Genomic DNA, 26,549 nt, shown 5'->3' with positions numbered 1-26,549 from the left:
TGAGCGCTTGAGGAGCTAAGTTCAGAGAACATCTTTTTTACGCTTTGTTATTCAGTACCAGCTGGCCGTTTCCATCCAGTGGAATTTGGGTGCCCGGGTCTTTATCCATGCGGATTTTGCCCTGCTGATCGCCAATTTTGTACGTCACGTCATAGCCCAGCATTTTTTCCGACTTGTCATAGACTGTTTTGCAGCGCTGCTGAGTCGTGGTGTAGGTATCGTTATCCTGCATCGCACCCTGCACCTGGTTACCGGCATAGCCGCCACCCAGCGCGCCGACCACGGTCGCGACATCTTTACCCCGACCGCCGCCAAACTGGTGGCCAATCACACCACCTGCTACCGCACCCAGAACAGAGCCGGCAATACGGTTTTCATCCTGGACCGGACGACGATGGGTCACGGAGACGTTACGGCACTCCTGACGAGGGGTTTTCACGGTTTCTTTAATTGGAGTAGCAGAAACCACCTGCGCATACTGCGGGCCGCGATCTAATACGTTGAGACTGGCAACGGCAGCCACACCTAACGCAGCTGCGACACCAATCCCTATACCCGCCAACATTGATTTATTCACGGGACTTCCTCCTTTGTTGCTATTGGTAACAATTTTGCAATGGAGGCACGGCTTCGCCAATCAGACAAAGGATCAAAAAGTGGACGTCGAGGAGAGATATATCGTGTTTAGGAGAACTCTTAAGCAATCAAACTGTGATCTGCAGCATGAAATGCTAAAAACTCCCTCCGGAGGGCCCGGAGGGAGTGAAAGATTAGTGGAGCTTCAGACGCGGTCGGATCACGCGGTTGATTCTGCCCACCAGCATCATCAGCCCGGTTTTGAAGTAGCCGTGCAGCGCAATCTGGTGCATACGGTACAGGGAGATATACACGAAGCGGGCAATGCGCCCTTCTACCATCATTGAGCCGCGCATCAGGTTGCCCATCAGGCTGCCGACGGTAGAGAAGTTTGACAACGATACCAGAGAGCCGTGATCTTTGTAGACATAGGCTTTCATTGGCTTGCCTTTGTACTGCGCCAGGATGTTGTGCAGCACCAGGCTTGCCATCTGGTGAGCAGCCTGCGCGCGCGGCGGCACAAAGCCACCTTCAGGACGTGCGCAGGAGGCACAGTCACCGATAGCGAAGATTTCAGGGTCACGCGTGGTTTGCAGCGTCGGCTCGGTGACCAGCTGGTTAATGCGGTTCGTTTCCAGACCACCGATATCTTTCATAAAGTCAGGCGCTTTGATACCTGCCGCCCAGACCATCAGATCCGCCTTGATGTACTCGCCGTCTTTAGTGTGCAGGCCACCTTCGTCAGCGCTGGTCACCATAGTCTGCGTCAGTACGCGCACGCCCAGTTTAGTGAGTTCATTGTGCGCCGCACCGGAAATACGCGGAGGCAGCGCAGGCAGGATGCGTTCGCCCGCTTCAACCAGCGTCACGTTCAGCGCGTCGTTGGTTAACCCTTTGTAACCGTAGCTGTGCAGCTGCTTCACCGCATTGTGCAGCTCCGCAGACAGCTCAACGCCCGTCGCGCCGCCGCCGACGATGGCGATATTAACCTTACCATTCGCACCCAGATTGCTGGTGTACTTCAGGAAGAGATTCAGCATTTCCTGATGGAAACGACGCGCCTGGTGCGGGTTATCAAGGAAGATACAGTGCTCTTTCACGCCCGGTGTGTTGAAGTCGTTGGAGGTACTGCCCAGCGCCATTACCAGCGTGTCATATGGCAGCTTGCGCTCAGGAACCAGCAGCTCCCCTTTTTCATCACGCAGCTCTGCCAGGGTGATGGTTTTGCTTTCACGGTTGATGTCCACCACCGATCCCAGCTGGAACTGGAAATGATGGTTGCGCGCGTGCGCCAGATAGCTCAGCGCGTCCACGCCCTCATCCAGTGAACCGGTCGCCACTTCGTGCAACAACGGTTTCCACAGATGGCTGTGGTTACGATCCACCAGCGTGATTTTGGCTTTTTTACCGCGACCCAGCTTCTTGCCCAACTGTGTGGCCAGCTCCAGCCCGCCAGCACCACCGCCTACAATCACTATCTTTTTCAATGGCGTAGTCAACGTGACCCCCTCAAATTATTAACCAATTGTTAATTAAAAGTTATAAAAATAACCCTTAATTAACAACAGGTTACAGCACTGAAACCATTCAGGTGCTTTGAGAATAACACGTCAGGCGCATTGGTCATACCAAAATTGATATGCATCAAGTTTTGATGGCTTAAAAGTAGACAATTCTGGACAAAAAGAAACCCGGTGCGCGTTCGCGACCGGGTTCCTGAGGTGGCAGGCAGTGGTTTAGCCCAACGTTTTGAAGGCCTTGATGCGCTGCAGATGCGGGGAGATATTCTTAAACTTGTGGGTCTGCTCTTCGTCCCAGACGATCTCGTAGTAGTGATGCAGCAGCTCTGCAGCCCGGTGGCTGTTCAGAGCTTCATCATTACGCGAGAGGATCACCAGACAGCGATCGCGGTTTTTCTCACGGAAGTTGCTCACGCACTTCGTCGCAATATCGGCATACTCTTCCGGGCGGTCAATTTTGCCTTCCATGTTCTCGTTCGGGAACAGGTTAGGGTTGAAGACCACCTGACGGATGTCGCACAGGAAGCCAATCCGCTCCGCCCAGTAGCCGCCCAGCCCTACGCCGCAAATCAGCGGCCGATCGTCGACGTTGAGCTGCAGCATTTTGTCCACCTCTTTGAGCAAATGCTGCATATCATGCTTCGGGTGGCGCGTACTGTAGCTGATCAGCCGTACATCGGGATCGATAAACTGCAGCTGCAGCACCTTCTCATGATTACCAGGACTGTTTGAGTCAAAACCGTGTAAATAGATGATCATTGTCTTCTCACCACGCTACGCCTTCCGGGAGGGTTTACAGGCTGGCTTTATGTGCCTGCCAGCGCTCATTCAGGTCTTCAAGCCGGGCGTTGACCGACTTCCAGCGCGCCGAATCCATCAGCTCCTGACGGCTAAATGAACCTTTATGATACAAATGCGTAACACGCTCTGCATTGATCGGTGACAGGTTATCCAACACGCTAACGGCACCTTTACGATTATTGCAGACCAGGATCATATCGCAACCTGCATCCAGCGACGCCTGACCGCGTTCAGCATAGCTGCCCATAATTGCCGCCCCTTCCATCGACAAATCGTCGGAGAAAATAACGCCGTTGAAACCCAGTTCCTGGCGCAGAACGGTTTTCAGCCAGTGCGGAGAGCCGCTGGCAGGACGCGGGTCAACGTCGCTGTATATCACGTGCGCAGGCATAATGGCATCCAGCTTGTTATCGGTGATAAGCGAGCGGAATACCGACATATCTTTGGCGCGAATTTCCGCTTCCGGACGCGGGTCGCGCGGAGTCTCTTTGTGGGAATCCGCCGTCACCGCCCCGTGGCCCGGGAAGTGTTTGCCGGTGGTTTTCATTCCCGCCTCGTGCATGCCGTCGATAAAACGGGTCGCCATTGCCAGCGCAATACGCGGATCTTCATGGTATGAGCGCTCGCCAATCGCGGCGCTGATGTGGCCCACATCCAGTACCGGGGCAAAGCTGATATCAATATCCATGGCAATCATTTCGCTGGCCATCAGCCAGCCGGCCTCCTGGGCCAGCTTTCCACCCTCTTCCGTGCCGAGCAGCGCGGCAAAGGACTGGGCTGCCGGCAGGCGGGTAAAACCGTCGCGAAAACGCTGTACGCGTCCGCCTTCCTGATCGACGGCGACCACCAGGTGATTGCGCGACGCGGCGCGGATCTGACGCACCAGTTCACGCAGCTGCGCCGGATCGTGATAGTTGCGGGTAAACAGGATCAGGCCCCCCACCAGCGGATGTGCGAGAATTTCACGCTCTTCCGCATCCAGCTCAAACCCTTCAACATCCAACATGACTGGACCCACACTCACCTCTCTTATCCTTTTGTTTGTAACTGTCGCCAGGCATCGTCTGCCAGCGCAATAAATTGTTTTTCTCTGGACTGCTGTAAACGCATTTCAAACCAGCCCGCCATCAGCATGATGACCCAGGGGCGCCAGCGTCTCACCTGGCGTTCCAGCGCGTCGGCGTCAAGATGTGCCACTCTGGCATACTCTCTGATAAGTTTCTGCCGCGCGGCTTCACTTTCCGTCCAGACGGCGGCCAGCTCCAGCGCCACATCGCCGTCTCCGGCGTATTCCCAGTCGATAAGCCTGCCACCCTCTGGCGTGTGCACAATATTCCCGGCATGAACATCCATATGGAGTGGTGAGAGCCGAATCGGTTGCGGCTCGCCCGCTTTACGCAGCCGTTTAAGTTGGGCAAGCCAGCCGGGCGTTCGTCTGCCCGGAGAAGCCTGCTGCCAGTAGTATTCCAGCAATGGCAGAAGGGTGACCCGCCACCCCAGCCGCGGTTGACGGTGCAGATGATACAGCATCGCCGCAAGCGCCGGGGTCTCCGGCAACGCGCTTTTCACCTCCCCCTCCAGATACTCGACGGCCATCCAGCCCTGTCTGAAAAATCGGGGTTCAGGCGCGAGATCCGACGGAAGGCGTCTGAGAGCGCGAAACTGACGGCGAAACTGGAAAGCCGGGGCGAAGGGATCGTGATTCTGCCGCAAGACCAGACGGTGCGCGCCCTGCTCTATAATGCAACTCGCGCCGCTAAGCCCGGAGTGGGCCTGCGGCGCGAGAAGGCGGTACTGCGGAAAATAACGCGTCAGAATCTCTTCACGCGTGGCGTCATTGTTGCGTAACCGCACCTTTACCTGACCAGATTATTTCGCCTGTCTGAACCAGCATCAGCTGCATCTGCAGGGCTGGGGTATTCACGTTGCCGGTCGCGTTAGAGTACAGCACATACTGAGCGCCAACGTTGCGGGCAATGCCAATCGCCTTGCTGCGGCTACCGAGACTGTCCTGCGGCGACAGCCCCAGCTGCTGTTTGGCTACCGCGAGCTGCTGAGCAGAGACCAGCGTAAACTTACCGTTGTTTGCCAGCGCATTGCGCAGCGTTTCGGTCGCTTCACCCGCGTTTAGTGAACCATTGGTACGGTTGTTCACGCTATCAACCAGCAGCACGCTGCCTGCCGTCACGCCCTGTGCCTGAAGCATTTTACCGACCATCGGCTGCATCGCGCCGTTCCAGTCGTAATGGCGCACGCGCGGCGTAGGCTGTGACGTCTGGTCCTGATGTTCAATCGGGCCTGGCTGTGACGGAATAGACGGTACAGACGGCACGGTTGGCTGCTGCTGCGTTGGCGGTGTCGGCTGTTCAGTACCCGGTTTAGCCTCTTCCACAGGCGCAGGCTGTTCAGTTCGGGTCACACACCCTGCGAGGAACAACGCGAATGCGGTCACAAGCGCATAACGGCTCATAGTTTTAATCAAGGTTCACCCCTTAGAGATAAAGATAAAGTCTCACCTTATGCGCACCCAGATAGCTGGCGCTGTCATAGAGCGTTACCGACGACCTTGCCGGAAGAGTGACGCTGCGCGGCGCTTCCAGCGGGTGCATTTCAAGACCTCTTACGTCATACCAGAAGAAACGGTAGTGGACCGTCACTGGTTCATTTCTTTCGTTAAAGAGCGTAGAGGAGGCAGAAGATTTAATTTCACTGATGGTCAGCGCGGGCTGTTGCGCCGTGATGCCCGCAGCCAGCACGGAGGATTCCATCACCAGCGTCTGTTCATCACTCACGGGGATCGCCGGGCGCGTGCTGCACCCCGCAATAGCCAACGTCATTACCAGCGCTGCAATACGCCCTTTAAACATGTCAAAGACCTTTGTGAGCCAGCATCGGTCCCAGCGGACGTCCACCCAGCAGATGCATGTGAATATGATAAACTTCCTGGCCGCCATGGCGATTACAGTTCATGATCAGACGGTAACCATCTTCCGCAATACCTTCCTGTTCAGCAATTTTCGCGGCCACCGTCAGCATACGACCTAACGCCACTTCGTGCTCGGTTTTTACGTCGTTTACGGTCGGAATCAGAATATTGGGAATGATAAGGATGTGCGTCGGGGCCTGAGGGGAAATGTCCCGGAAAGCCGTCACCAGTTCATCCTGATAGACGATATCCGACGGGATTTCGCGGCGGATAATTTTACTGAAAATCGTTTCTTCAGCCATGACCTTTTCCTTTTTAGTTTAATCTGGCGCGATGCGTCCGCTGTTAACACACTCTCTGGATGAGTGTGTGACACAATTCAAGAGTATGAGCGAGTTTCTCCTGTCCTTTCAACCTCCTCCCCCGAATTCTTTCCTGAATATTCATCAGCTGACTGAAGAGTGACCGCTCGCGCGTCTTAACGGGCTGAAACATTATTTCAGTTCCGGTCGACACATCTGTTTACAGCATTAATAGCAATGCGTATATTTCGCATTTGCATTTTCATGCGCATTTTTAACATAGAAAACGACGTCAGCCCGTACTTGTGGGACTGACGCATACCCCTCTTCACCGTTCATAAGGGTTTGATAATGTCTTTCATTAATCACACCAGGGATGGGCATCGTCAGCCTGTCGCAACGCCTTCGTTGCTGGCAGTCTGCATTGCTATGGCATTGACGCCAGCCGCCGCGTTCGCTGCATCAACAACCGAAGACACCGTCGTCGTGGATGGAGGTTTTGACAATACGCAGGATCCTTCCGCAAGTCAGGACCGGGATTACAGCGTAAAAACCACCACCACCGGCACAAAGCTGCTGCTGGTTCCCCGCGATATCCCGCAGTCCGTCAGCGTGATTAGCCAGCAGCGCATGGCCGATCAGAACCTGCAGTCCGTAGGTCAGGTGTTAACTAACACCACTGGCGTAACGGCGCAGGTGCAGGACAGCGACCGTACTGTATTTTACTCGCGCGGATTTTTCGTCAGTAACTACGCGTATGACGACCTGCCAACCTCCATCAGTGAGGTGTGGAACTTTGGTGATACCGCCGCCGATACCGCGATTTACGACCGTATTGAAGTGGTACGCGGTGCAACCGGCCTGATGTCTGGTACGGGCAACCCGGCGGCATACGTCAATATGGTGCGTAAGCATGCGGACAGCAATGAATTCAAAGGAAATGTCTCTGCCAGCTACGGCAGCTGGGACAAGCAGCGCTACGTGCTGGATCTCCAGGCACCGCTGGTAGAGTCCGGTAAGGTACGGGGACGCCTGATTACGGGTTATCAGGATAACGACAGCTTCGTGGATAACTATCATTACCGGAAAAAATTTCTCTACGGCGTGGTGGATGCGGATGTTACCGACAGCACCACCCTCTCGGTGGGCTACGAATATCAGGAAAGCCATACCGCCGACCCGACATGGGGCGGGCTGCCAACCTGGTACAGCGACGGCAGTAAAACCGGTTACAACCGCAGCCAGACCGTTGCACCTGACTGGGCTTATTCGGATAAGGACAGCACCCGCATCTTCGCTAACCTAACCCAGCGTTTCGATAATGGCTGGGAAGCGCATGTCAACGGCATGCACGCGGAGACCAACTTCGACTCCAAACTGATGTATATGTCCGGCTATCCGGATAAAGAGACCGGGGCGGGCATGGTGGGCTACGGCGGCTGGAACCGTGGAGAACGTAAACAGGATGCGGTTGACGCCTTCCTGCGCGGCGGTTTCGATCTCTTTGGCCGTCAGCACGAAATGATGTTCGGCGGCAGCTTTAGCCGTCAGCGCAACCATTATGACAACAGAATGCCGGATGCGCTGTACGGTATGGTTGATGTGGGGAATTTCAAAAACTGGAATGGTAACATTGCTGACCCGCAGTGGACGCCGTGGAAGCTCTACAGCCAGGACGACATTCGCCAGTCCTCAGCGTATACCTCCGCCCGCTTCTCGCTGGCCGACCCGCTTCACCTGATCCTCGGGGCGCGCTACACCAACTACAATATTCGCTATAACCCGGCGGGCTCTCCTGACACCCGTCTGGAAAGCACCAAAGATGACGTAACGCCTTACGCGGGCCTGGTCTACGACATCAACGAAGACTGGTCGACCTACGTCAGCTATACCTCTATCTTCCAGCCGCAGGACAAGCGTGACGCCAGCGGACGCTATCTCGATCCAACCACGGGCAAAAGCTACGAAGCTGGCGTTAAGGCGGACTGGTTCAATACCCGCCTGACCACATCGCTGGCGATTTTCCGCATTGAGCAGGATAACGTCGCGAGCAACACCTATACCTACATGCCGAGCGGTGAGTCGATTTATGAATCGCTGGACGGCGTGGTCAGTAAAGGGATTGAGTTCGAGCTAAACGGCGCCCTGACCGATAACTGGCAGTTGACCTTCGGCGCGACCCGCTACATCGCGGAAGATAAGAACGGCAACGCGGTCAGTTCCGATCAGCCGCGCACGACAATGAAGCTGTTTACCCGTTATCAACTGCCAATGCTGCCAGCGCTGACGGTGGGCGGTGGCGTAAACTGGCAGAACAAAGTGTGGACGGATGTGGACGGCGGCCCGGCAGGCCGGGACCGTGCTGAGCAAGGCAGCTACGGGCTGGTTAACCTCTTCAGCCGCTATCAGGTCACCAAAGATTTTGCCGTCCAGGCTAACGTCAATAATCTGTTCGACAAAGAGTATTACGATTACGTCGGCTCTTACGTGGTTTATGGCGCACCGCTGAACGTCTCGGTGAGCGCGAGCTACGATTTCTGAGTATTGGCACAACACAGCAATAAAAAAGGCAGCCATTTGGCTGCCTTAGTCTCCCCAGGTCACAGCTTAGCTGTTGCGGATGTACTCATCCATTTCGGTTTTCAGGTTATCGGATTTAGTACCGAAGATAGCCTGAACACCAGAACCTGCAACAACCACACCCGCTGCGCCCAGTTTTTTCAGACCCGGCTGGTCTACTTTCGCGACGTCGGCAACGCTCACACGCAGACGAGTAATGCACGCGTCCAGGTTAGTGATGTTCTCTTTACCGCCGAACGCAGCAACCAGTGCCGGTGCCATTTCGCTGGTCGCGCCTGCTTTGCTGTCTTCAGTTGCATCTTCACGACCCGGAGTTTTCAGGTCCAGTGCTTTGATCAGCACGCGGAAGATGGTGTAGTAAACAACGGCGTAGCACGCGCCCACGATTGGGAACAGCCACAGCTTGCTGCTGTTACCGGACAGAACGATAAAGTCGATCAGACCGTGAGAGAAGGACGTACCGTCACGCATACCCAGCAGGATACAGATTGGGAACGCCAGGCCAGCCAGTACAGCGTGGATGATGTACAGGATCGGCGCAACGAACATGAAGGAGAACTCGATCGGCTCGGTGATACCGGTCAGGAACGAGGTCAGCGCTGCGGAGATCATGATACCGCCCACTTTTGCACGGTTCTCTGGTTTAGCAGAGTGCCAGATTGCAATCGCAGCAGCCGGCAGACCGTACATTTTGAACAGGAAGCCACCAGACAGTTTACCTGCAGTTGGGTCGCCTGCCATGTAACGTGGGATATCACCGTGGAACACCTGACCTGCTGCGTTGGTGAATTCACCAATCTGCATCTGGAATGGAACGTTCCAGATGTGGTGCAGACCAAATGGCACCAGGCAACGCTCGATGAAGCCGTAGATACCAAACGCCACAACTGGGTTCTGGTAAGCCGCCCACTGAGAGAAGGTCTGGATAGCGGAACCGATTGGTGGCCAGATGAAGGACAGGATCACGCCAGTGAAAATCGCTGCCAGACCAGAGATGATCGGAACGAAACGCTTGCCCGCGAAGAAGCCCAGATACTCAGGCAGCTTGATGCGATAGAAGCGGTTAAACATATACGCTGCAATCGCACCGGAGATGATACCGCCCAGAACACCGGTATCTGCCAGGTGTTTCGCGGCAATCTCTTCTGCCGGTAAATGCAGAACCAGCGGCGCAACCACAGCCATGGTTTTCACCATGATGCCGTAAGCAACCACTGCAGCCAGCGCAGAAACGCCGTCGTTATTGGTGAAGCCCAGCGCCACACCGATCGCGAAGATCAGAGGCATGTTAGCAAAGACGGAACCGCCTGCTTCGGCCATCACATGGGAAACTACGGCTGGCAGCCAGCTGAAGTTTGCAGAACCGACACCCAGCAGGATACCTGCGATAGGCAGTACGGATACTGGCAGCATCAGCGATTTACCGACCTTTTGCAGGTTAGCAAATGCATTCTTAAACATAATTGAGAGTGCTCCTGAGTATTTGTGCTTTTTTTACGCTTTCACGCATTGGCCCGGGGGGAGTACCGTGCCGTGGACAGGACATCTAAGCGCCCTTTATTTATTACACAGAGTAAAATAATTCCCTCTGAGTTTGTTTGACGGCTATCACGTTTCAGCTTAAGGCGGTCGAAAAACTTTCAGTTATTTACAAAAATCATGTCTGGATGTGTCTAAAAACACCTTCACCGCCCTAAATGAGGCGGTGAACTTTACTCGCTTTATTTATTAATTACGAGCCTAAAAATAACAGGTGTATCAGACAGATTGCAGGCGGGCGGGGTCTATATGGAACAGCGCAGAGAAGTTTTCCGTCGTGACGCGGGCCAGCTCTTCAATACTGACGCCTTTAAGCACGGCCATGTACTCTGCGACGTCTCGCGTCATGGCCGGCTGGTTCTCTTTACCGCGATGCGGTACCGGCGCCAGATACGGAGAGTCTGTTTCCACCAGAATGCGATCGAGCGGGACATAACGCGCGGCATCACGGAGCTGCTCAGCGTTACGGAACGTCACGATCCCGGAAAACGAAATATAAAACCCTAAATCAAGCAGTTTACCCGCCGTTTCTCTGTCTTCTGTGAAACAGTGTAGTACGCCGCCGCAATCCGTCACGTTTTCTTCCTGAAGGATCGCCAGCGTATCGGCGCGCGCATCACGGGTATGTACAATGACCGGTTTGTTCAGTTCGCGGCCGATGCGGATATGGTTGCGGAAGGACTCCTGCTGGCGCGCTTTCGTTTCCGGCGTGTAAAAATAATCCAGCCCGGTTTCCCCCATCGCCACGACGCCCTCTTCTGCGGCCAGCCGACGGAGCTCTTCCACCTCGTACTTTTCATCCTGGTTCAGCGGATGAACGCCGCAGGAGAAAACCACGTTATCGCGAACGCCCACCAGCTCACGCATTGAGCGATAACCCGGCAGCGTCGTTGCCACGGCCAGACAAAATTTCACATCGCGTGCGGCGGCTTTTGCGAGCACGTCATCCACGTTTTTATGCAGGGATTGGTAATCCAGGCCATCAAGATGGCAGTGTGAGTCGACTAAAAACATAATGTCTCTCTCAGAGATGGGAAACAGGCGGCGTAACGCCTGGTTGCAGGTAGTGTTCAATACGCAGTAACTGGTCGGTCAGTAAAAGCTCACGATTAAGACCCGTCACGGTTAAAAGCTGTTCGCGGCTCTGGCAAACATCATGCAGGATAGCGTGCAGAGACGTGCCTGACAGGCGGTTCGCCAGCATGTTCACCAGCGACCACGCGTCCGGGTTAGTCAGCAGCGTTGCCCCTTGCTGGATTTTTAGCGCATCAAGCAATAAAGAGGCCAGCCAGTGCAGACGTTCAACGGCCCGGTCGCTGTTAAGCGCAGGCAGTAAGCTGAGCCAGTCCTGGCGGTTAAGAGACGATTCGACGGCCCGGCAGAGCGTTTCGCGCTGAGACCAGACGTCAGGCTGAAGTAACGCCAGCGCCGCAGCGGGCGCACCGCTGCTCAGACGCAGCGCAGACAGCGCACTGTCCTGTGACGTTGTCACCTCTCGCTCAAGCCAGCTTAACGCCCACGATTCCTGAGGCACAGCCAGGTGATGAAGACGACAACGGCTGCGCAGCGTCGCCAGCAATCGTCCCGGGTCCCGGCAGGAAAGGAAAAACCACGTCTTTTCCGGCGGCTCTTCCAGGGTTTTAAGCAGCGCGTTCGCCGCAGCCTCGGTAAGCAATGCGGCATCGTTGAGCCAGACCACTTTTGCCCCGCCCAGACGCGCATGTTCGTACAGTTTCTCGCTGACTTCACGCACGGCATCAATGCCGAGCGCGCTTTTGCCCTTCTCAGGCTCAAGCGTGTAGTAGTCAGGATGCGTGCCCGCCTGCATCAGCTGGCAGCCGCGGCATTTACCGCAGCTCTTATGCCCTTCCGGCTGCTGGCACATGAGGAAACGGGTGATGGCGTAAATCAGCGCATCATCCCCCATTCCCGGCAATGCCTGAATCAGTAACGCATGATGCCCCCGCCCGGCCTGATAGCTGCCGATCAGCTGTTCAAAGTGCGGGCGCAACCATGGGTACCATTTCATGCCTGTTGCTCCTGTAGCCACTGCGTAACGGTCTGTTGAATGTTGCGCGTGACGTCGTCCAGAGATTGCGTGGCATCAATGGTACGAATTGAACTGTCCTGTGCGGCCAGTTCAAGATAACGTGCACGCGTGCGGTTGAAGAAGTCAAAGGACTCTTGCTCAATGCGGTCCAGTTCGCCGCGCGCGCGGGCGCGCCTGAGGCCCACTTCCGGGGTCACATCCAGATAGAGCGTCAGGTCGGGACGGAAATCACCCAGTACGGCATTGCGCAGCGTTGCCAGCATCGTCTGGTCAATTCCACGTCCGCCGCCCTGATACGCCTGAGTAGAAAGATCGTGACGGTCGCCGATCACCCACTTGCCTTCGGCCAGAGCAGGTTTAATAACCGTCTCCACCAGTTGGACGCGCGCCGCATAGAACATCAGCACTTCGGCTTTGTCAGTAATAACCTCGTCGCCAACGGATTTAATATCCAGCACCAGGCTGCGCAGTTTTTCAGCCAGCTGCGTACCGCCCGGCTCGCGAGTAAAGACCATGTCAGCGACGCCAAGCGATTTCAGCGTATCCACCACCACGTTACGGGCGGTGGTTTTACCCGCCCCTTCGAGTCCCTCAATGACAATGTATTTACTGCGCATTTTTTTCCTTAAGTGCCTTCAGATAGTCCTGAACAGAGCGATTGTGGCTGGCAAGGTTGGTATTAAAGGTATGCCCGCCTTTTCCGTCAGCCACAAAATAGAGATACGGTGTTTTGGCCGGGTGCGCGGCGGCCTTGAGCGATGCTTCACTCGGTGTCGCAATCGGCCCAGGCGGCAGGCCGCTAATCACGTAGGTATTATACGCCGTTGGCGTCTCCAGATCTTTTCTGGAGATCTTTCCGGCATAGCTCTCGCCCATACCGTAGATGACGGTGGGGTCGGTTTGCAGACGCATGCCGATGCGCAGGCGGTTAATAAATACCGAGGCGACACGATCGCGCTCGGCCGCAACCGCCGTCTCTTTCTCAATGATCGAAGCCATTGTGACAAACTGGTTTTGATCTTTATATGGCAGACCTTCCACGCGACCTTCCCAGGCGGCATCGACGGCCGCAACCATCTTTTTATGCGCGCGCTTGAGGATAGCAATATCCGTCGTCCCTGCCGTGTACATCCAGGTATCGGGCCAGAACCAGCCTTCCACCCACTCAGGATGTTCAAATTTCAGCACCTCGGCGACCGTCTCATAACGATCGTCTTTTAGCGTATGCTTGATGTAAGGCGCGTCGCGCAGCTGCTTGAGGTAATCGCTTAAGCGCATTCCTTCAACAAAGCGCAGCGGGAACTGGGCCTCTTTACCGCTTTCCAGCAACTGGAGCATCTGCCTGACGGTCATGTCTGGGGTAAAGCGATACGTCCCGGCTTTGAAATGAGAGAGTTCAGGCTCAAGGCGCAGTAACCACTGAAATACGCGCGGGCGGTTAATGACCTTGTCCCCGTAAAGCTGTTCACCCAGCGCAACGCGCCCGGTACCGGCTTTAAGGGTAAAAATCGTTTCGTCTTTAATCAGGATTTTACTGTCCGCCAGCTGGCGAACTTTCCATACTCCCGCTCCGCCAGCGATACCCAGCGCAACAATAAGGAGAAGGACAAAGCGCAACATTTTCTTCATGACGATCTGGTTTGCTCACATATCGGGGCTAAAAACTGGAACAGCTCGCGGGATGACCAGAACCTGTGGTCATAACCGCGAACGGGCACAACAGGCATCAACGCATTGCAGATAACAACTTCATCGGCGGACAGCAGCGCTTCTTCCTTTGCGTTTACTTCGACAACGCGAAAACCCGCATGTGCCAGCTGTTGCAAACAAAACTGGCGCATGATGCCGTCAACCCCAGCCTGTTCCAGCGAAGGCGTGAATACGCCACGGCCCTTTCGCCAGAGTAAATTAGCCGCACAGCATTCCGTAATGAACCCTTCGCTGTCAAGGACTAGCGCCTCATCGGCGTCCGTCTGTTCAAGATGAGTACGAATAAGCACCTGTTCAAGGCGGTTAAGATGTTTTATTCCGGCGAGCATTGGGTTTCGCCCCAGACGTACCGGGCTCAGCGTCAGCGTCACCCCCTCTTCACGCCAGCGCGCATAGTGAGCAGGATACGCTGATACGGAAAGAATCCGCGTGGGATGCTGACAGGCAGAACCGCTATACCCTCGCCCCCCGCTGCCGCGGCTGAGGATAACTTTTAAGACGCCGGTTGTTTTATCTGACGCCAGCCGACGCATCTCGCGCTCCAGAATGTCCCACTGCGTGAAGGGGATCAATAACGTCTCACAGGCTTTTTGTAAACGACGGATATGGGCATCAAGCAGGCACACGCCGCCGTCGAGAATACGCGCAGTGGTGAAACAGCCATCGCCGAACTGGGTCGCCCTGTCGCTTGCCGGCAGCATTTCTTGCTCAAGGCCATTAATGAGAAACATGGTGGCTCCTTATGCGTGGTGGCTAAGTCTGGCAGGATGTCTTTAACCGGACAAGGGGATTACGCTTAATAAAAAAGGCCCGACAAGCGGACCTTTTTTAATAGCTATCGTGCAGTCAGACTCAGACCTTTTTGAAGATCAGAGAGCCGTTAGTACCGCCGAAGCCGAAGGAGTTACACAGGGTGTACTCCATACCGCTAACCTGACGCGCTTCGTGAGGCACGAAGTCCAGATCGCAACCTTCATCCGGGTTATCCAGGTTGATGGTTGGCGGTACAGCCTGATCGCGCAGCGCAAGGATGGAGTAGATGGACTCTACTGCACCCGCCGCACCCAACAGGTGACCGGTCATGGATTTCGTGGAGCTCACCATTACGCGGCTGGCAGATTCACCGAAGATAGACTTAACCGCCTGTGCTTCAGCTTTATCGCCTGCAGGCGTAGAAGTGCCGTGCGCGTTAACGTAGCCAATCTGTGCTGGGGTAATACCCGCATCGCGAATCGCATTTTCCATCGCCAGCGCAGCACCCGCGCCGTTCTCCGGTGGAGACGTCATGTGATACGCATCGCTACTCATACCAAAGCCTACGACTTCAGCATAAATTTTCGCGCCACGTTTTTTCGCATGTTCGTACTCTTCCAGTACGATCATGCCCGCACCGTCGCCCAGCACGAAGCCATCGCGATCTTTATCCCACGGACGGCTCGCCGCCTGAGGATTATCATTACGGGTAGACAGCGCACGTGCCGCGCCGAAGCCACCGACACCGAGCGGGGTACTGGCTTTTTCAGCACCGCCCGCAACCATAGCATCTGCATCGCCGTACGCAATGATGCGCGCGGCCTGGCCGATGTTATGTACGCCAGACGTACATGCGGTTGCGATAGAAATGCTTGGCCCACGCAGACCGAACATAATGGTCAGATGACCTGCCACCATGTTAACAATCGTGGACGGAACGAAGAACGGGCTGATCTTACGCGGTCCGCCATTCATCAGAGATGTATGGTTTTCCTCGATCAGGCCAAGACCGCCAATCCCGGAGCCGATTGCGGCGCCGATACGGGTTGCGTTCTCTTCCGTAATTTCAAGGCCAGAATCCTGCATGGCCTGAACGCCAGCGACAATTCCATATTGAATGAAGGCATCCATCTTGCGCTGTTCTTTGCGCGAGATGATCTCTTCACAGTTAAAATCCTTTACTAAGCCAGCAAATTTCGTTGCATAGGCGCTAGTATCGAAATGGTCGATTAGGCTGATGCCGCTCTGACCGGCAAGGAGAGCTTTCCAGGTGGACTCTACGGTATTGCCGACAGGAGACAACATGCCAAGTCCGGTCACAACTACACGACGCTTAGACACGTTTGTCCTCCAGGGAGGGATAAAAAAAGAGATTCGTGGGACTAAAAAAGATAAAACTCAGGCGGTCGAATGACCGCCTGGAGATGTTCACTTACGCCTGGTGGCCGTTGATGTAATCAATGGCAGCCTGAACGGTGGTGATTTTCTCAGCTTCTTCGTCCGGAATCTCAGTATCAAACTCTTCTTCCAGAGCCATTACCAGCTCAACGGTGTCAAGAGAATCTGCGCCCAGGTCTTCAACGAAGGAAGCGGAGTTCACAACTTCTTCCTGCTTAACGCCCAGCTGTTCGCCGATAATTTTCTTAACGCGTTCTTCGATAGTGCTCATACTCTTAAATTTCCTATCAAAACTCGCTTTCGCGATGGTTTTCGTAGTGTATAAAATGTTGAAAAATTTGCAACTAAATCCCGGCAGGTCTTACCACGATTTTACGTTATTTTGAGGCCATTCACCCTAATAACGCAAATATTTTCGATCGTGATTAAACCATGTACATCCCGCCGTTGACGTGGAGGGTCTCACCAGTGATGTAACCCGCTTCGTCAGAGGCTAAAAATGCAACCGCACTGGCGATTTCTTTAGGGTCGCCAAGACGACCCGCCGGAACTGCCGCCAGTGTACCCGCACGCTGATCATCGGTCAGCGCACGCGTCATGTCCGTTTCAATAAAACCCGGAGCAACAACGTTTACAGTAATACCGCGGGACGCGACTTCACGCGCCAGCGACTTACTGAAACCGATCAGACCTGCTTTCGCCGCAGCGTAGTTAGCCTGACCAGCATTTCCCATGGTACCAACCACAGAACCAACAGTGATAATACGACCATGACGCTTTTTCATCATAGCGCGCATTACCGCTTTTGACAGACGGAATACAGATGACAGGTTGGTTTCGATAATATCGTTCCACTCATCATCTTTCATTCGCATCAGCAGGTTGTCGCGAGTGATCCCGGCATTATTTACCAGAATATCCACTTCGCCAAACTCTGCGCGAATATTTTCCAGAACAGATTCGATAGATGCAGGTTCGGTCACATTCAGTACCAGACCTTTACCGTTCGCACCCAGATACTCACTGATAGCCTGAGCGCCCTTCTCGCTGGTTGCTGTACCAATCACTTTCGCGCCGCGCGCAACCAGTGTTTCAGCAATTGCGCGCCCGATACCGCGGCTTGCGCCAGTCACCAGGGCGATTTTTCCTTCAAAACTCATGGTATTCCTCTTTTATTGCGAGAGTGCCGCTGACATCGCTTCCGGCTCGTTAATCGCCGAGGCAGTCAGGGTGTCAACAATACGTTTTGTCAGACCGGTGAGGACTTTACCAGGACCGACTTCATACAGGTGCTCAACGCCCTGAGAGGCCATAAACTCAACGGTTTTGGTCCACTGTACTGGGCTGTAGAGCTGGCGAACCAGTGCGTCACGGATCGCTTCCGGCGCGGTTTCGCATTTCACATCGACGTTGTTCACAACGGAAATCGTCGGTGCGTTAAAGGTAATTTTTTCCAGCTCAGCCGCCAGTTTCTCGGCAGCGGGCTTCATCAGCGCGCAGTGCGATGGCACGCTAACCGGCAGCGGCAGAGCGCGTTTTGCGCCAGCAGCTTTACAGGCAGCGCCGGCACGCTCAACCGCTTCTTTATGACCGGCAATAACGACCTGGCCCGGCGAGTTGAAGTTAACCGGAGAAACCACCTGACCTTCGGCGGAGTCTTCACACGCTTTTGCAATCGCGGCATCATCAAGGCCGATGATGGCAGACATACCGCCCGTGCCTTCTGGCACCGCTTCCTGCATGAATTTACCGCGCAGCTCTACCAGGCGCACCGCGTCAGCAAACGCGATCACACCGGCACACACCAGCGCAGAGTATTCACCCAGGCTATGACCCGCGAGCAGCGCTGGCGCTTTACCACCCTGCTGCTGCCATACGCGCCACAGCGCAACGGACGCGGTCAGCAGCGCTGGCTGAGTCTGCCAGGTTTTGTTCAGCTCTTCGGCTGGCCCCTGTTGGGTCAGTGCCCACAGATCATAACCCAGCGCGTCAGAAGCTTCACGAAAAGTCTCTTCAATTACCGGGTAGTTTGCTGCCATTTCAGACAACATCCCAACGGTTTGAGAACCCTGGCCCGGGAACACAAAAGCAAATTGCGTCATTTTTTATTCCTTATCCTAGAAACGAACCAGCGCGGAACCCCAGGTGAACCCGCCACCGAAGGCTTCAAGCAAGACCAGCTGGCCCCGTTTGATTCGTCCATCGCGTACCGCTTCATCAAATGCGCACGGTACCGACGCCGCAGAGGTGTTGCCATGACGATCCAGCGTCACCACAACGTTATCCATCGACATGCCCAGCTTTTTAGCGGTGGCGCTGATGATACGCAGGTTTGCCTGATGCGGCACCAGCCAGTCCAGCGCGGTGCGTTCAAGGTTGTTCGCTTCCAGCGTCTCATCGACAATGTGCGCAAGCTCAGTCACCGCCACTTTGAACACCTCGTTACCCGCCATGGTCAGGTAAATGGAGCTGTCCGGATTAACGCGATCGGCGTTAGGCAGCGTTAACAGCTCGCCGTAGCGGCCATCGGCATGCAGATGCGTGGAGATGATACCCGGCTCTTCGGTCTGCCCCAGCAGCACCGCACCGGCACCATCACCGAAAATAATGATCGTTCCGCGATCGGTTGGATCGCAGGTACGCGCCAGCACGTCAGCACCGATAACCAGCGCATATTTGACAGAGCCAGATTTAACATACTGATCGGCAATGCTCAGCGCGTAGGTGAAGCCTGCGCACGCGGCGGCAACGTCAAACGCCGGGCAGCCTTTAATACCGAGCATGTTCTGCACCTGGCACGCTGCGCTTGGGAAAGCATGCGTGGCAGACGTCGTGGCGACCACGATCAAACCAATCTCTTCTTTATCGATGCCCGCCATTTCGATAGCACGCTGTGCGGCTTCGTAACCCATGGTGGACACGGTTTCGTCTGGCGCGGCGATACGACGTTCACGGATACCTGTGCGCGTGACAATCCACTCGTCAGACGTATCTACCATTTTTTCAAGATCGGCGTTGGTACGCACTTGTTTTGGCAGGTAGCTGCCGGTACCTAAAATCTTCGTATACATGTACGCTCAGTCACTTTTAGCTAATACAGATTCCAGGCGAGCGGCAATCCGCTGAGGGACTTGTCGCTGCACCGCCTGCACTGCCTGTTCAATGGCGACAGAAAATGCTCGCTGATTGGCGGCCCCATGACTCTTAATCACGATGCCGCGCAATCCTAACAGACAGGCGCCATTATACTGGTCGGGGTTGAGGTGACTGAATCGCCGCGTCAGGCTTTTTTGTAACCAACGCTTCAATAAAATCAACCACCAGGCGCTTTTTTTACCTTCTCCCTGAGACTTCAGCAGAGAGAGGAACATGCGCACGACCCCTTCCATGGTCTTCAACGTTACGTTTCCGGTGAAGCCATCGCACACCAGAACATCCGTTTTTCCCGTCAGCAACTCATTGGCTTCGAGATAACCAATATAGTTGATGGAGGGAACCTGTTTGAGCAATTCAGCAGCTTCGCGAATGCTGTCCAGGCCTTTGGTCTCTTCTTCACCAATATTCAATAACGCAACGCGGGGATTGCTGATCCCGACCACGTCTTCTGCCAGCACCGACCCCATCACGGCGAACTGAGCCAGCATGGTACTATCACAATCCACGTTAGCGCCCAAATCGAGCACCACCGTCTTCCCCTTCTGCTGATGCGGTAATACCGTCACCAGCGCCGGGCGCTCAATGCCTTCAATCGGCTTGAGCAATAATTTCGACAGCCCCATCAGCGCACCGGTATTTCCGGCGCTGACGCAAGCCTGCGCTCGCCCTTCTTTTACCAGTTCCAGCGCGATGCGCATAGAACTGCCGCGGCTATTGCGAATAGCCTGAGAGGGGCGCGCATCACTGGCAATAACTGACTGCGCAGGGATAATCTGCAGACGCGAACGTTGTTCAAAGTCAGCTTTTGCAAGTAATGGCGTGATTGTGTCGGGATTGCCGACTAAAAGAAGTGTGAGTTGCGAATTAGAATTCAGTGCCTGCAATGCTGCAGGCACTGTCACGGAAGGGCCGAAATCTCCCCCCATGACATCTAACGCCAGGGTTAGACGTGTCAAGGTATCGTCGCAGCCTGGTTCGGTAACTTCCCCGTTTGCACGGGGAAATCCTCACTAAGCCTAATCACGCTTTCGCGCGATTACTTAGTGATAACCTTGCGGCCGCGGTAGAAACCGTCAGCGGTGATGTGGTGACGCAGGTGTTTCTCACCAGAAGTCTTGTCTACAGACAGGCTGGTAACTGCGGTCAGCGCGTCATGGGAACGACGCATGCCACGTTTGGAACGGGTTGGTTTATTCTGTTGTACGGCCATGGACCTTACTCCTCAATTACTTACGCTTTAAGCTGGCTAATACGGCAAATGGGTTTGGTTTTTGCGCTTCATCAGGCAGTTCCCCAAAGACCATGTCCGCCTCGGACACTTCACAGTGTTCAGAATCATGCACCGGAACCACTGGCAAGGAGAGGATGATTTCATCTTCAACCAGAGCCAGAAGATCGATTTCACCGAATTCGTTAACCTCAATCGGCTCATACGCTTCCGGGAGTGCTTCAGCCTGTTCGTCAGAACGAACCGGACTGAAACAATACGTTGTGTGAACATGCTGTACAAACGGTTTCCCGCAACGCTGACACTCGAGCGTTACCGTTACCTTTGCATCACCGGTTAAAACGGCGAGACGCTGGTTGTCGATAGCGAACGACATGGAGCATTCTACATCACTGTCCACACTGACTACGGATTCGGCAATACGCTCAGCCTGATCGGAAGTATAGATACCTTCGTAATCGAGGCGTTTCTGAGCCGTACGAACCGGATCAAGAGTCAGGGGTAATTTTACCTTTTGCATAGGGCGCGCATATTAACTTTGTAACGTCATAGAGTCAAAGAAAAAGGCAACCAGAGCTGCCTTTTGCCAATTATTCGCACACATTGCGGCCTGTAGTTTAAAATGGCTGGCATCGATACGCTATATCTGGTGATAAAAATATGCCAAATCTCGTCCTTGCTTCCACTTCTCCCTACCGTCGAATGCTGCTGGAAAAGCTCGGGATCCCGTTTGAATGCGCCGCGCCGGACGTTGATGAGACGCCACAACCGGGCGAAGCACCGCGTCATCTGGTGACCCGCCTCGCTAAGGAGAAAGCGCAATCGCTGGCCGCACGTTATCCTGCCCATTTGATTATAGGCTCCGATCAGGTTTGCGTGCTGGACGGCGAAATCACCGGCAAGCCCCATACGGAGGAGAATGCCTGCCAGCAGCTTCTGCGTGCGCGGGGCACTATCGTGACCTTTTACACCGGCCTGGCGCTCTATAACTCCGCCACCGGTCATCTGCAAACCGAATGCGAGCCGTTCGACGTACACTTCCGCCATCTCAGCGAGCAGGAGATTATGGATTACGTGCGCCGGGAACGTCCGCTAAACTGCGCAGGGAGCTTTAAAAGTGAAGGATTGGGAATTGCACTGTTCGACAAGCTGGATGGGCGAGACCCGAACACGCTGGTGGGGCTGCCATTGATTGCGCTGTGCCAGATGTTAAGGCGAGAAGAGTGTAATCCGTTGACGGTGTGACCTTTGCGGCCTGATGCCCTCACCCCGGCCCTCTCCCACAGGGAGAGGGTGCAAACATTAAAAACGGCAACATTCGTTGCCGTTTGACGTTTACCTTAGCCGCGCAGAACCTTCAGGCAGCGTTTCAACTGCTCATCCAGCGGCGCTTCAATACGGATGATTTCACCGGTATTAGGATGGGTAAACTTCAGCGCGGCCGCATGCAGGAACAGACGCGACAGACCCGTACCGGCCAGTTGCTTATCAAATTCCCGATCGCCATAGCGATCATCAAACGCAATCGGATGGCCTGCAAACTGCGTATGCACGCGGATTTGGTGGGTACGTCCCGTTACCGGGCTGCAGCGCACCAGCGTGGCAAACTCATAGCGTTCTTCAACCTTAAAACGCGTCTCAGACGGTTTCCCTTCCTGATTAACGCGGACAATGCGCTCGCCGCTTTGCAGAATGTTCTTCAGCAGCGGCGCCTGCACCACCTTCACGTGGGACTGCCACTGACCGCGCACCAGCGCCAGATAATCTTTCTGCATCCCTTTTTCACGCAGTTGCTCATGCAAAGAACGCAGCGCAGAGCGCTTTTTCGCCACCAGCAGCACGCCGGAGGTATCCCGGTCGAGACGATGCACCAGCTCAAGGAAACGGGCTTCCGGGCGCAGCGCGCGCAGCCCTTCTATCACGCCAAAGCTCAGGCCGCTGCCGCCGTGTACGGCTGTCCCTGACGGTTTGTTCAGCACAAGGATGTGGTCATCTTCATAAAGAATGACGTCACTCAGCGCGGCCACTTTTTGCAGCTTCGGCGAAACCACCTCTTCTTCACGTTCAGCCACGCGCACCGGCGGGATACGCACTTCATCACCGGCTTCAAGCTTATACTCAGGCTTCACGCGTTTTTTATTCACCCGCACCTCGCCCTTACGCAAGATGCGATAAATCATACTCTTCGGCACGCCCTTCAGTTGGGTGCGCAAGAAGTTATCGATGCGTTGCCCCGCGTAGTCATCCGCGATAGCAACCATTTTTACGGCTGGAGTCTCTGTTTTCATGGTTGGCGATTCTAAATATCGTCAGCCATTAGCGCCACTCATTTTTCTATGCTTATATTTACTTTTATCCGGCCTGCGCCCCGTTTCACGCAATCGATTTGGTGGTTATTAAACCAATCACCACCTTGAGGTGAAGAAACTGTGAGTAACCGGGTGATAATTGGTAAAAGTCATCTTGCTATAACCCGGCGAGCAGTGGAATAATGAGGCTGTTTTCCGCGTTAAATCCGGGTTTTGTAAGGATGTCGACGGAATGACCAATTTTGTCTGACCGATCATCCACGCAGCAATGGCGTAAGACGTATTGATCTTTCAGGCAGTTAGCGGGCTGCGGGTTGCAGTACTTCCCGGTATAAGGATTGTTTTCTGGAGAGTTCTACCCAGGCAATTCCCCTGATAATTGCGCTGTGTTTCCGTATGAAACACAGGCAACCGACACTCTGCGCCTCTTAAGCGAGCGACAACCGTGAGGTTGGCGACGTGAACAGACACGAGGCCATCGGTTCATACCCCGGAAAGCGTCACCTTGCCCGCAGCTTTGTCGTCAATGTAAGAATAACGAGTAAGTTACGATGAAAAGAATGTTAATCAACGCAACTCAGCAAGAAGAGTTGCGTGTCGCCCTTGTGGATGGGCAGCGCCTGTACGATCTGGATATCGAAAGTCCTGGACACGAACAGAAAAAAGCGAACATTTACAAAGGTAAAATCACCCGCATTGAACCAAGCCTTGAAGCTGCATTTGTCGATTACGGTGCTGAGCGTCATGGTTTCCTCCCTCTGAAAGAAATCGCCCGCGAATATTTCCCTGCAAACTACAACGCCCATGGCCGCCCAAACATCAAAGATGTTCTGCGTGAAGGTCAGGAAGTTATCGTTCAGATTGATAAAGAAGAGCGCGGCAACAAGGGTGCCGCACTGACCACCTTTATCAGCCTGGCGGGGAGCTATCTGGTGCTGATGCCAAACAACCCGCGCGCGGGTGGCATCTCTCGCCGTATCGAAGGTGATGACCGTACCGAGCTGAAAGAAGCGCTGGCAAGTCTTGAGCTGCCGGATGGCATGGGGCTTATCGTGCGTACCGCGGGCGTGGGCAAATCTGCCGAAGCGCTGCAGTGGGACCTGAGCTTCCGTCTGAAGCACTGGGAAGCTATCCAGAAAGCCGCAGAAAGCCGCCCTGCTCCGTTCCTGATCCACCAGGAAAGCAACGTTATCGTGCGTGCCTTCCGTGATTACCTGCGTCAGGACATCGGTGAGATTCTGATCGATAACCCGAAAGTGCTTGAGCTGGCTCGCCAGCACATCGCCGCGCTGGGTCGTCCGGATTTCACCAGCAAAATTAAGCTGTACACCGGTGAAATCCCGCTGTTCAGCCACTATCAGATCGAATCCCAGATCGAGTCCGCCTTCCAGCGTGAAGTGCGCCTGCCGTCCGGCGGTTCTATCGTTATTGATACCACCGAAGCGCTGACCGCTATCGACATCAACTCCGCGCGTGCAACCCGCGGCGGCGACATCGAAGAAACGGCCTTCAACACTAACCTCGAAGCCGCTGATGAAATCGCCCGCCAGCTCCGCCTGCGCGACCTGGGTGGTCTGATTGTTATCGACTTCATCGACATGACCCCGGTTCGCCACCAGCGTGCGGTTGAAAACCGTCTGCGCGAAGCGGTGCGTCAGGACAGGGCGCGTATCCAGATTAGCCATATCTCACGCTTTGGCCTGCTGGAGATGTCCCGTCAGCGTCTGAGCCCGTCACTCGGTGAGTCCAGCCATCACGTTTGTCCGCGCTGCTCCGGCACCGGTACCGTGCGTGATAACGAATCTCTGTCACTCTCTATCCTGCGTCTGATTGAAGAAGAAGCGCTGAAAGAGAACACCAAAGAGGTTCACGCGATTGTTCCTGTGCCGATTGCCTCCTACCTGCTGAACGAAAAACGTGCAGCGGTAAGTGCCATTGAAGCGCGTCAGGGCGGCGTTCGCTGCATCATCGTGCCAAACGACCAGATGGAAACCCCGCACTATCACGTGCTGCGTGTCCGTAAAGGCGAAGAGACCAGCACCCTCAGCTACCTGCTGCCGAAGCTGCATGAAGAAGAGATGGCGCTGCCTTCCGATGAAGAACCTGCCGAGCGCAAACTGCCAGAGCAGCCTGCGTTAGCAACCTTCATCATGCCAGAAGCACCACCGGAAGCGGCCCTGGAAAAACCGGCGGCAAAACCTGCCGCACAGAAACCAGAAGTCGCGACAGCGAAAGCCCAGCCGGCGCAACCGGGTCTGCTGAGCCGCTTCTTCGGCGCGCTGAAGAAGATGTTTGCTGGCGAAGAAGTGCAGCCAGAGCAGCCGAAAGAAGAACCAAAAGCCGCCAGACCTGAACGTCAGCAGGACCGCCGTAAGCGTCAGAACAACCGCCGCGACCGCAATGATCGTAACGATCGTGGTGACCGCAGCGAGCGTCGTGATAGCCGTTCTGAGAATAACGAAGGCCGTGAGCAACGCGAAGACAACCGTCGCAACCGTCGCGAGAAACAACAGCAGAATGTTGAGGATCGTGAAATTCGCCAGCAGGCGGGCGATGAGTCTGAGAAGAGCAAACAGCGCGACGAGCAGCAGCCACGCCGCGAACGCAACCGTCGTCGTAACGACGAGAAGCGCCAGGCGCAGCAGGAAGTTAAAAACCTGAACCGCGAAGAGCCTGCTGAACAGCAGGACGGCGAGCAGGAAGAGCGTACTCAGGTAATGCCGCGCCGTAAGCAGCGCCAGCTGGCACAGAAAGTGCGCATCGGCGCTGCTCAGGCAGAAGAAACCGTAGTGGTAGCGGCAGAAGCAGCAGAAACCGCAACGGGTACGCAGGTTGCGAAAGTTGACCTGCCAGCCGTAGTGGAAACGCATGTTGAGCAGGATGAAAACGGTGAAAACCGTGACAACGCGGGTATGCCGCGTCGCTCACGCCGCTCTCCGCGTCATCTGCGCGTGAGTGGTCAGCGTCGTCGTCGCTACCGTGACGAGCGTTACCCGACGCAGTCCCCAATGCCAATGACCGTGGCGTGCGCGTCACCTGAAATGGCATCCGGTAAAGTCTGGATCCGTTATCCGGTTGCTCGCCCGGAGCAGGTTGTTGAAGAACAGGCTGTGGCTGAAGAGGTAATTGCACCAGTAGTAGCGGTAGAAAACGTCGAGACTCAAGCAGCAACCGTGGTTGAACCTCAGGTTGTAGAAGCTGAAGCACCTCATGCAGTAGAAGTGGAAACCACCCATCCAGAAGTGATTGCCGCGCCGGTTGATGCCGCACCGCAGCTGATTGCCGAAGAAGATGCCGTGGTGGCTGAGGAAGTCGCTGAAGAGGCTGAACCTGTAGCAGCAGTGGAAGAAACTGCTGAAACCATCGTTGAAACAACGACCGAAGAGGTTGTTCAGGACGTTGAGATTCAGGTTGAGCCTGTTGTTGAGGACGTGAAAGCGCCGGAAGTGCAACCAGCGCCGGTTAAGGTTGCTGCCGCGCCTGCTCACGTTGCGACAGCACCAATGACTCGCGCTCCTGCGCCTGAGTATGTGCCTGAAGCGCCGCGTCACAGCGACTGGGTGCGCCCGGAATTCAACTTCGATGGTAAAGGTGCTGCCGGCGGCCACAGTGCTACGCACAAGGCGACTGCACCAGCAACCCGTCCGCAGTCAGTTGAATAACGTACGCTAAGTCAGAAAGCCGACCTTCGGGTCGGCTTT

26 protein-coding genes are annotated in these 26,549 nt (G+C 55.0%); 3 read left to right on the top strand and 23 right to left on the bottom strand.

Going from position 1 to position 26,549, the window contains the following annotated elements; all coding sequences use genetic code 11:
* Positions 1 to 37: 37 nt before the first annotated feature.
* The 8 genes from ACWKXT_RS01665 to hinT all read right to left on the bottom strand — a co-directional run bounded on the left by ACWKXT_RS01665 (position 38) and on the right by hinT (position 6,125).
* Positions 38 to 577 carry a glycine zipper 2TM domain-containing protein gene (locus ACWKXT_RS01665; protein ID WP_028012731.1) on the bottom strand — a complete coding sequence of 180 codons (540 nt, stop codon included), beginning with the start codon at positions 575 to 577 and terminating at the stop codon, positions 38 to 40.
* Between the two features lie 193 nt (positions 578 to 770).
* Positions 771 to 2,075 carry an NAD(P)/FAD-dependent oxidoreductase gene (locus ACWKXT_RS01660; RefSeq protein WP_454527207.1) on the bottom strand — a complete coding sequence of 435 codons (1,305 nt, stop codon included), beginning with the start codon at positions 2,073 to 2,075 and terminating at the stop codon, positions 771 to 773.
* 237 nt (positions 2,076 to 2,312) lie between these two features.
* Positions 2,313 to 2,855, bottom strand: a complete 543-nt coding sequence (gene ycfP / locus ACWKXT_RS01655) for an alpha/beta hydrolase YcfP (RefSeq protein ID WP_080327509.1) — start codon at positions 2,853 to 2,855, stop codon at positions 2,313 to 2,315.
* 34 nt (positions 2,856 to 2,889) lie between these two features.
* A complete protein-coding gene (gene nagZ, locus ACWKXT_RS01650) occupies positions 2,890 to 3,915 on the bottom strand; it encodes a beta-N-acetylhexosaminidase (protein ID WP_045261820.1) in 1,026 nt (341 codons plus the stop codon).
* An 11-nt stretch (positions 3,916 to 3,926) separates the two neighbouring features.
* Positions 3,927 to 4,751, bottom strand: a complete 825-nt coding sequence (thiK, locus tag ACWKXT_RS01645) for a thiamine kinase (RefSeq protein ID WP_454531504.1) — start codon at positions 4,749 to 4,751, stop codon at positions 3,927 to 3,929.
* Positions 4,732 to 5,376, bottom strand: a complete 645-nt coding sequence (gene lpoB, locus ACWKXT_RS01640; RefSeq protein ID WP_454531892.1) for a penicillin-binding protein activator LpoB — start codon at positions 5,374 to 5,376, stop codon at positions 4,732 to 4,734. The genes thiK and lpoB overlap by 20 nt, the downstream gene beginning before the upstream one ends.
* A gap of 13 nt (positions 5,377 to 5,389) precedes the next feature.
* Positions 5,390 to 5,764 (bottom strand): YcfL family protein, encoded by a 375-nt coding sequence (locus ACWKXT_RS01635; RefSeq protein WP_454527209.1) that lies wholly within the window; start codon positions 5,762 to 5,764, stop codon positions 5,390 to 5,392.
* Between the two features lies 1 nt (position 5,765).
* Positions 5,766 to 6,125: a purine nucleoside phosphoramidase gene (gene hinT / locus ACWKXT_RS01630; protein WP_006809243.1), complete on the bottom strand. Its 360-nt coding sequence runs from the start codon at positions 6,123 to 6,125 to the stop codon at positions 5,766 to 5,768.
* 351 nt (positions 6,126 to 6,476) lie between these two features.
* On the opposite strand from hinT, the gene fhuE reads away from it, so the two are divergent.
* Positions 6,477 to 8,666 carry a ferric-rhodotorulic acid/ferric-coprogen receptor FhuE gene (gene fhuE, locus ACWKXT_RS01625; protein WP_454531503.1) on the top strand — a complete coding sequence of 730 codons (2,190 nt, stop codon included), beginning with the start codon at positions 6,477 to 6,479 and terminating at the stop codon, positions 8,664 to 8,666.
* Between the two features lie 66 nt (positions 8,667 to 8,732).
* On the opposite strand, the gene ptsG is transcribed toward fhuE, so the two are convergent.
* From ptsG to yceD, 14 genes are all read right to left on the bottom strand, one after another.
* On the bottom strand, positions 8,733 to 10,166 hold the full coding sequence (gene ptsG / locus ACWKXT_RS01620) for a PTS glucose transporter subunit IIBC (RefSeq protein ID WP_028012724.1): 1,434 nt from the start codon (positions 10,164 to 10,166) through the stop codon (positions 8,733 to 8,735).
* Positions 10,167 to 10,463: 297 nt separating this feature from the next.
* Positions 10,464 to 11,258, bottom strand: a complete 795-nt coding sequence (locus tag ACWKXT_RS01615; protein ID WP_454527211.1) for a metal-dependent hydrolase — start codon at positions 11,256 to 11,258, stop codon at positions 10,464 to 10,466.
* Between the two features lie 10 nt (positions 11,259 to 11,268).
* The gene (gene holB / locus ACWKXT_RS01610; protein ID WP_454531502.1) at positions 11,269 to 12,273 is read right to left on the bottom strand and encodes a DNA polymerase III subunit delta'; all 1,005 of its coding nucleotides are present in this window, start codon (positions 12,271 to 12,273) and stop codon (positions 11,269 to 11,271) included.
* Positions 12,270 to 12,911, bottom strand: coding sequence for a dTMP kinase (gene tmk, locus ACWKXT_RS01605; protein ID WP_454527212.1), 642 nt, complete (start codon positions 12,909 to 12,911; stop codon positions 12,270 to 12,272). Before tmk ends, holB begins: the two co-directional genes overlap by 4 nt.
* Positions 12,901 to 13,923, bottom strand: coding sequence for a cell division protein YceG (gene yceG / locus ACWKXT_RS01600; protein WP_454527213.1), 1,023 nt, complete (start codon positions 13,921 to 13,923; stop codon positions 12,901 to 12,903). The genes tmk and yceG overlap by 11 nt, the downstream gene beginning before the upstream one ends.
* A complete protein-coding gene (pabC, locus tag ACWKXT_RS01595) occupies positions 13,920 to 14,735 on the bottom strand; it encodes an aminodeoxychorismate lyase (RefSeq protein WP_454531501.1) in 816 nt (271 codons plus the stop codon). Before pabC ends, yceG begins: the two co-directional genes overlap by 4 nt.
* Before the next feature lie 121 nt (positions 14,736 to 14,856).
* Positions 14,857 to 16,098, bottom strand: a complete 1,242-nt coding sequence (gene fabF / locus ACWKXT_RS01590) for a beta-ketoacyl-ACP synthase II (protein WP_032653212.1) — start codon at positions 16,096 to 16,098, stop codon at positions 14,857 to 14,859.
* Between the two features lie 91 nt (positions 16,099 to 16,189).
* Positions 16,190 to 16,426, bottom strand: a complete 237-nt coding sequence (gene acpP / locus ACWKXT_RS01585) for an acyl carrier protein (RefSeq protein ID WP_003857954.1) — start codon at positions 16,424 to 16,426, stop codon at positions 16,190 to 16,192.
* A 154-nt stretch (positions 16,427 to 16,580) separates the two neighbouring features.
* Positions 16,581 to 17,315 carry a 3-oxoacyl-ACP reductase FabG gene (fabG, locus tag ACWKXT_RS01580; RefSeq protein ID WP_080327518.1) on the bottom strand — a complete coding sequence of 245 codons (735 nt, stop codon included), beginning with the start codon at positions 17,313 to 17,315 and terminating at the stop codon, positions 16,581 to 16,583.
* Positions 17,316 to 17,327: 12 nt separating this feature from the next.
* Entirely contained in the window at positions 17,328 to 18,257 is a 930-nt protein-coding gene (gene fabD, locus ACWKXT_RS01575) for an ACP S-malonyltransferase (protein ID WP_454531500.1), read from the bottom strand.
* A 15-nt stretch (positions 18,258 to 18,272) separates the two neighbouring features.
* Positions 18,273 to 19,226 carry a beta-ketoacyl-ACP synthase III gene (locus ACWKXT_RS01570; RefSeq protein WP_061098572.1) on the bottom strand — a complete coding sequence of 318 codons (954 nt, stop codon included), beginning with the start codon at positions 19,224 to 19,226 and terminating at the stop codon, positions 18,273 to 18,275.
* A gap of 6 nt (positions 19,227 to 19,232) precedes the next feature.
* A complete protein-coding gene (gene plsX / locus ACWKXT_RS01565; protein ID WP_454527216.1) occupies positions 19,233 to 20,267 on the bottom strand; it encodes a phosphate acyltransferase PlsX in 1,035 nt (344 codons plus the stop codon).
* An 80-nt stretch (positions 20,268 to 20,347) separates the two neighbouring features.
* Positions 20,348 to 20,521, bottom strand: a complete 174-nt coding sequence (gene rpmF, locus ACWKXT_RS01560; RefSeq protein WP_003857964.1) for a 50S ribosomal protein L32 — start codon at positions 20,519 to 20,521, stop codon at positions 20,348 to 20,350.
* 16 nt (positions 20,522 to 20,537) lie between these two features.
* Positions 20,538 to 21,059, bottom strand: coding sequence for a 23S rRNA accumulation protein YceD (gene yceD, locus ACWKXT_RS01555; protein WP_021240759.1), 522 nt, complete (start codon positions 21,057 to 21,059; stop codon positions 20,538 to 20,540).
* 140 nt (positions 21,060 to 21,199) lie between these two features.
* Here yceD and ACWKXT_RS01550 point away from each other — a divergent pair, with 140 nt between their 5' ends.
* Positions 21,200 to 21,784 carry a Maf family protein gene (locus ACWKXT_RS01550; RefSeq protein WP_454527217.1) on the top strand — a complete coding sequence of 195 codons (585 nt, stop codon included), beginning with the start codon at positions 21,200 to 21,202 and terminating at the stop codon, positions 21,782 to 21,784.
* A 95-nt stretch (positions 21,785 to 21,879) separates the two neighbouring features.
* Here the strand turns inward: ACWKXT_RS01550 and rluC are convergent, their stop codons facing one another.
* Entirely contained in the window at positions 21,880 to 22,827 is a 948-nt protein-coding gene (rluC, locus tag ACWKXT_RS01545) for a 23S rRNA pseudouridine(955/2504/2580) synthase RluC (RefSeq protein WP_454531499.1), read from the bottom strand.
* 572 nt (positions 22,828 to 23,399) lie between these two features.
* On the opposite strand from rluC, the gene rne reads away from it, so the two are divergent.
* The gene (gene rne, locus ACWKXT_RS01540; protein ID WP_454531498.1) at positions 23,400 to 26,510 is read left to right on the top strand and encodes a ribonuclease E; all 3,111 of its coding nucleotides are present in this window, start codon (positions 23,400 to 23,402) and stop codon (positions 26,508 to 26,510) included.
* Positions 26,511 to 26,549: the final 39 nt, after the last annotated feature.

The organism is Enterobacter sp. UPMP701 (assembly GCF_053709515.1).
This window is presented reverse-complemented; position numbering and strand designations above follow the sequence as displayed.

Bases quoted from the DNA above. Each gene is read 5' to 3' on its own strand.
- ycfP (WP_080327509.1), bottom strand. From the start codon at position 2,855: ATGATCATCTATTTACACGGTTTTGACTCAAACAGTCCTGGTAATCAT.
- ACWKXT_RS01635 (WP_454527209.1), bottom strand. From the start codon at position 5,764: ATGTTTAAAGGGCGTATTGCAGCGCTGGTAATGACGTTGGCTATTGCG.
- hinT (WP_006809243.1), bottom strand. From the start codon at position 6,125: ATGGCTGAAGAAACGATTTTCAGTAAAATTATCCGCCGCGAAATCCCG.
- fhuE (WP_454531503.1), top strand. From the start codon at position 6,477: ATGTCTTTCATTAATCACACCAGGGATGGGCATCGTCAGCCTGTCGCA.
- ptsG (WP_028012724.1), bottom strand. From the start codon at position 10,166: ATGTTTAAGAATGCATTTGCTAACCTGCAAAAGGTCGGTAAATCGCTG.
- ACWKXT_RS01615 (WP_454527211.1), bottom strand. From the start codon at position 11,258: ATGTTTTTAGTCGACTCACACTGCCATCTTGATGGCCTGGATTACCAA.
- holB (WP_454531502.1), bottom strand. From the start codon at position 12,273: ATGAAATGGTACCCATGGTTGCGCCCGCACTTTGAACAGCTGATCGGC.
- tmk (WP_454527212.1), bottom strand. From the start codon at position 12,911: ATGCGCAGTAAATACATTGTCATTGAGGGACTCGAAGGGGCGGGTAAA.
- yceG (WP_454527213.1), bottom strand. From the start codon at position 13,923: ATGAAGAAAATGTTGCGCTTTGTCCTTCTCCTTATTGTTGCGCTGGGT.
- pabC (WP_454531501.1), bottom strand. From the start codon at position 14,735: ATGTTTCTCATTAATGGCCTTGAGCAAGAAATGCTGCCGGCAAGCGAC.
- acpP (WP_003857954.1), bottom strand. From the start codon at position 16,426: ATGAGCACTATCGAAGAACGCGTTAAGAAAATTATCGGCGAACAGCTG.
- fabG (WP_080327518.1), bottom strand. From the start codon at position 17,315: ATGAGTTTTGAAGGAAAAATCGCCCTGGTGACTGGCGCAAGCCGCGGT.
- fabD (WP_454531500.1), bottom strand. From the start codon at position 18,257: ATGACGCAATTTGCTTTTGTGTTCCCGGGCCAGGGTTCTCAAACCGTT.
- ACWKXT_RS01570 (WP_061098572.1), bottom strand. From the start codon at position 19,226: ATGTATACGAAGATTTTAGGTACCGGCAGCTACCTGCCAAAACAAGTG.
- rpmF (WP_003857964.1), bottom strand. From the start codon at position 20,521: ATGGCCGTACAACAGAATAAACCAACCCGTTCCAAACGTGGCATGCGT.
- yceD (WP_021240759.1), bottom strand. From the start codon at position 21,059: ATGCAAAAGGTAAAATTACCCCTGACTCTTGATCCGGTTCGTACGGCT.
- ACWKXT_RS01550 (WP_454527217.1), top strand. From the start codon at position 21,200: ATGCCAAATCTCGTCCTTGCTTCCACTTCTCCCTACCGTCGAATGCTG.
- rluC (WP_454531499.1), bottom strand. From the start codon at position 22,827: ATGAAAACAGAGACTCCAGCCGTAAAAATGGTTGCTATCGCGGATGAC.
- rne (WP_454531498.1), top strand. From the start codon at position 23,400: ATGAAAAGAATGTTAATCAACGCAACTCAGCAAGAAGAGTTGCGTGTC.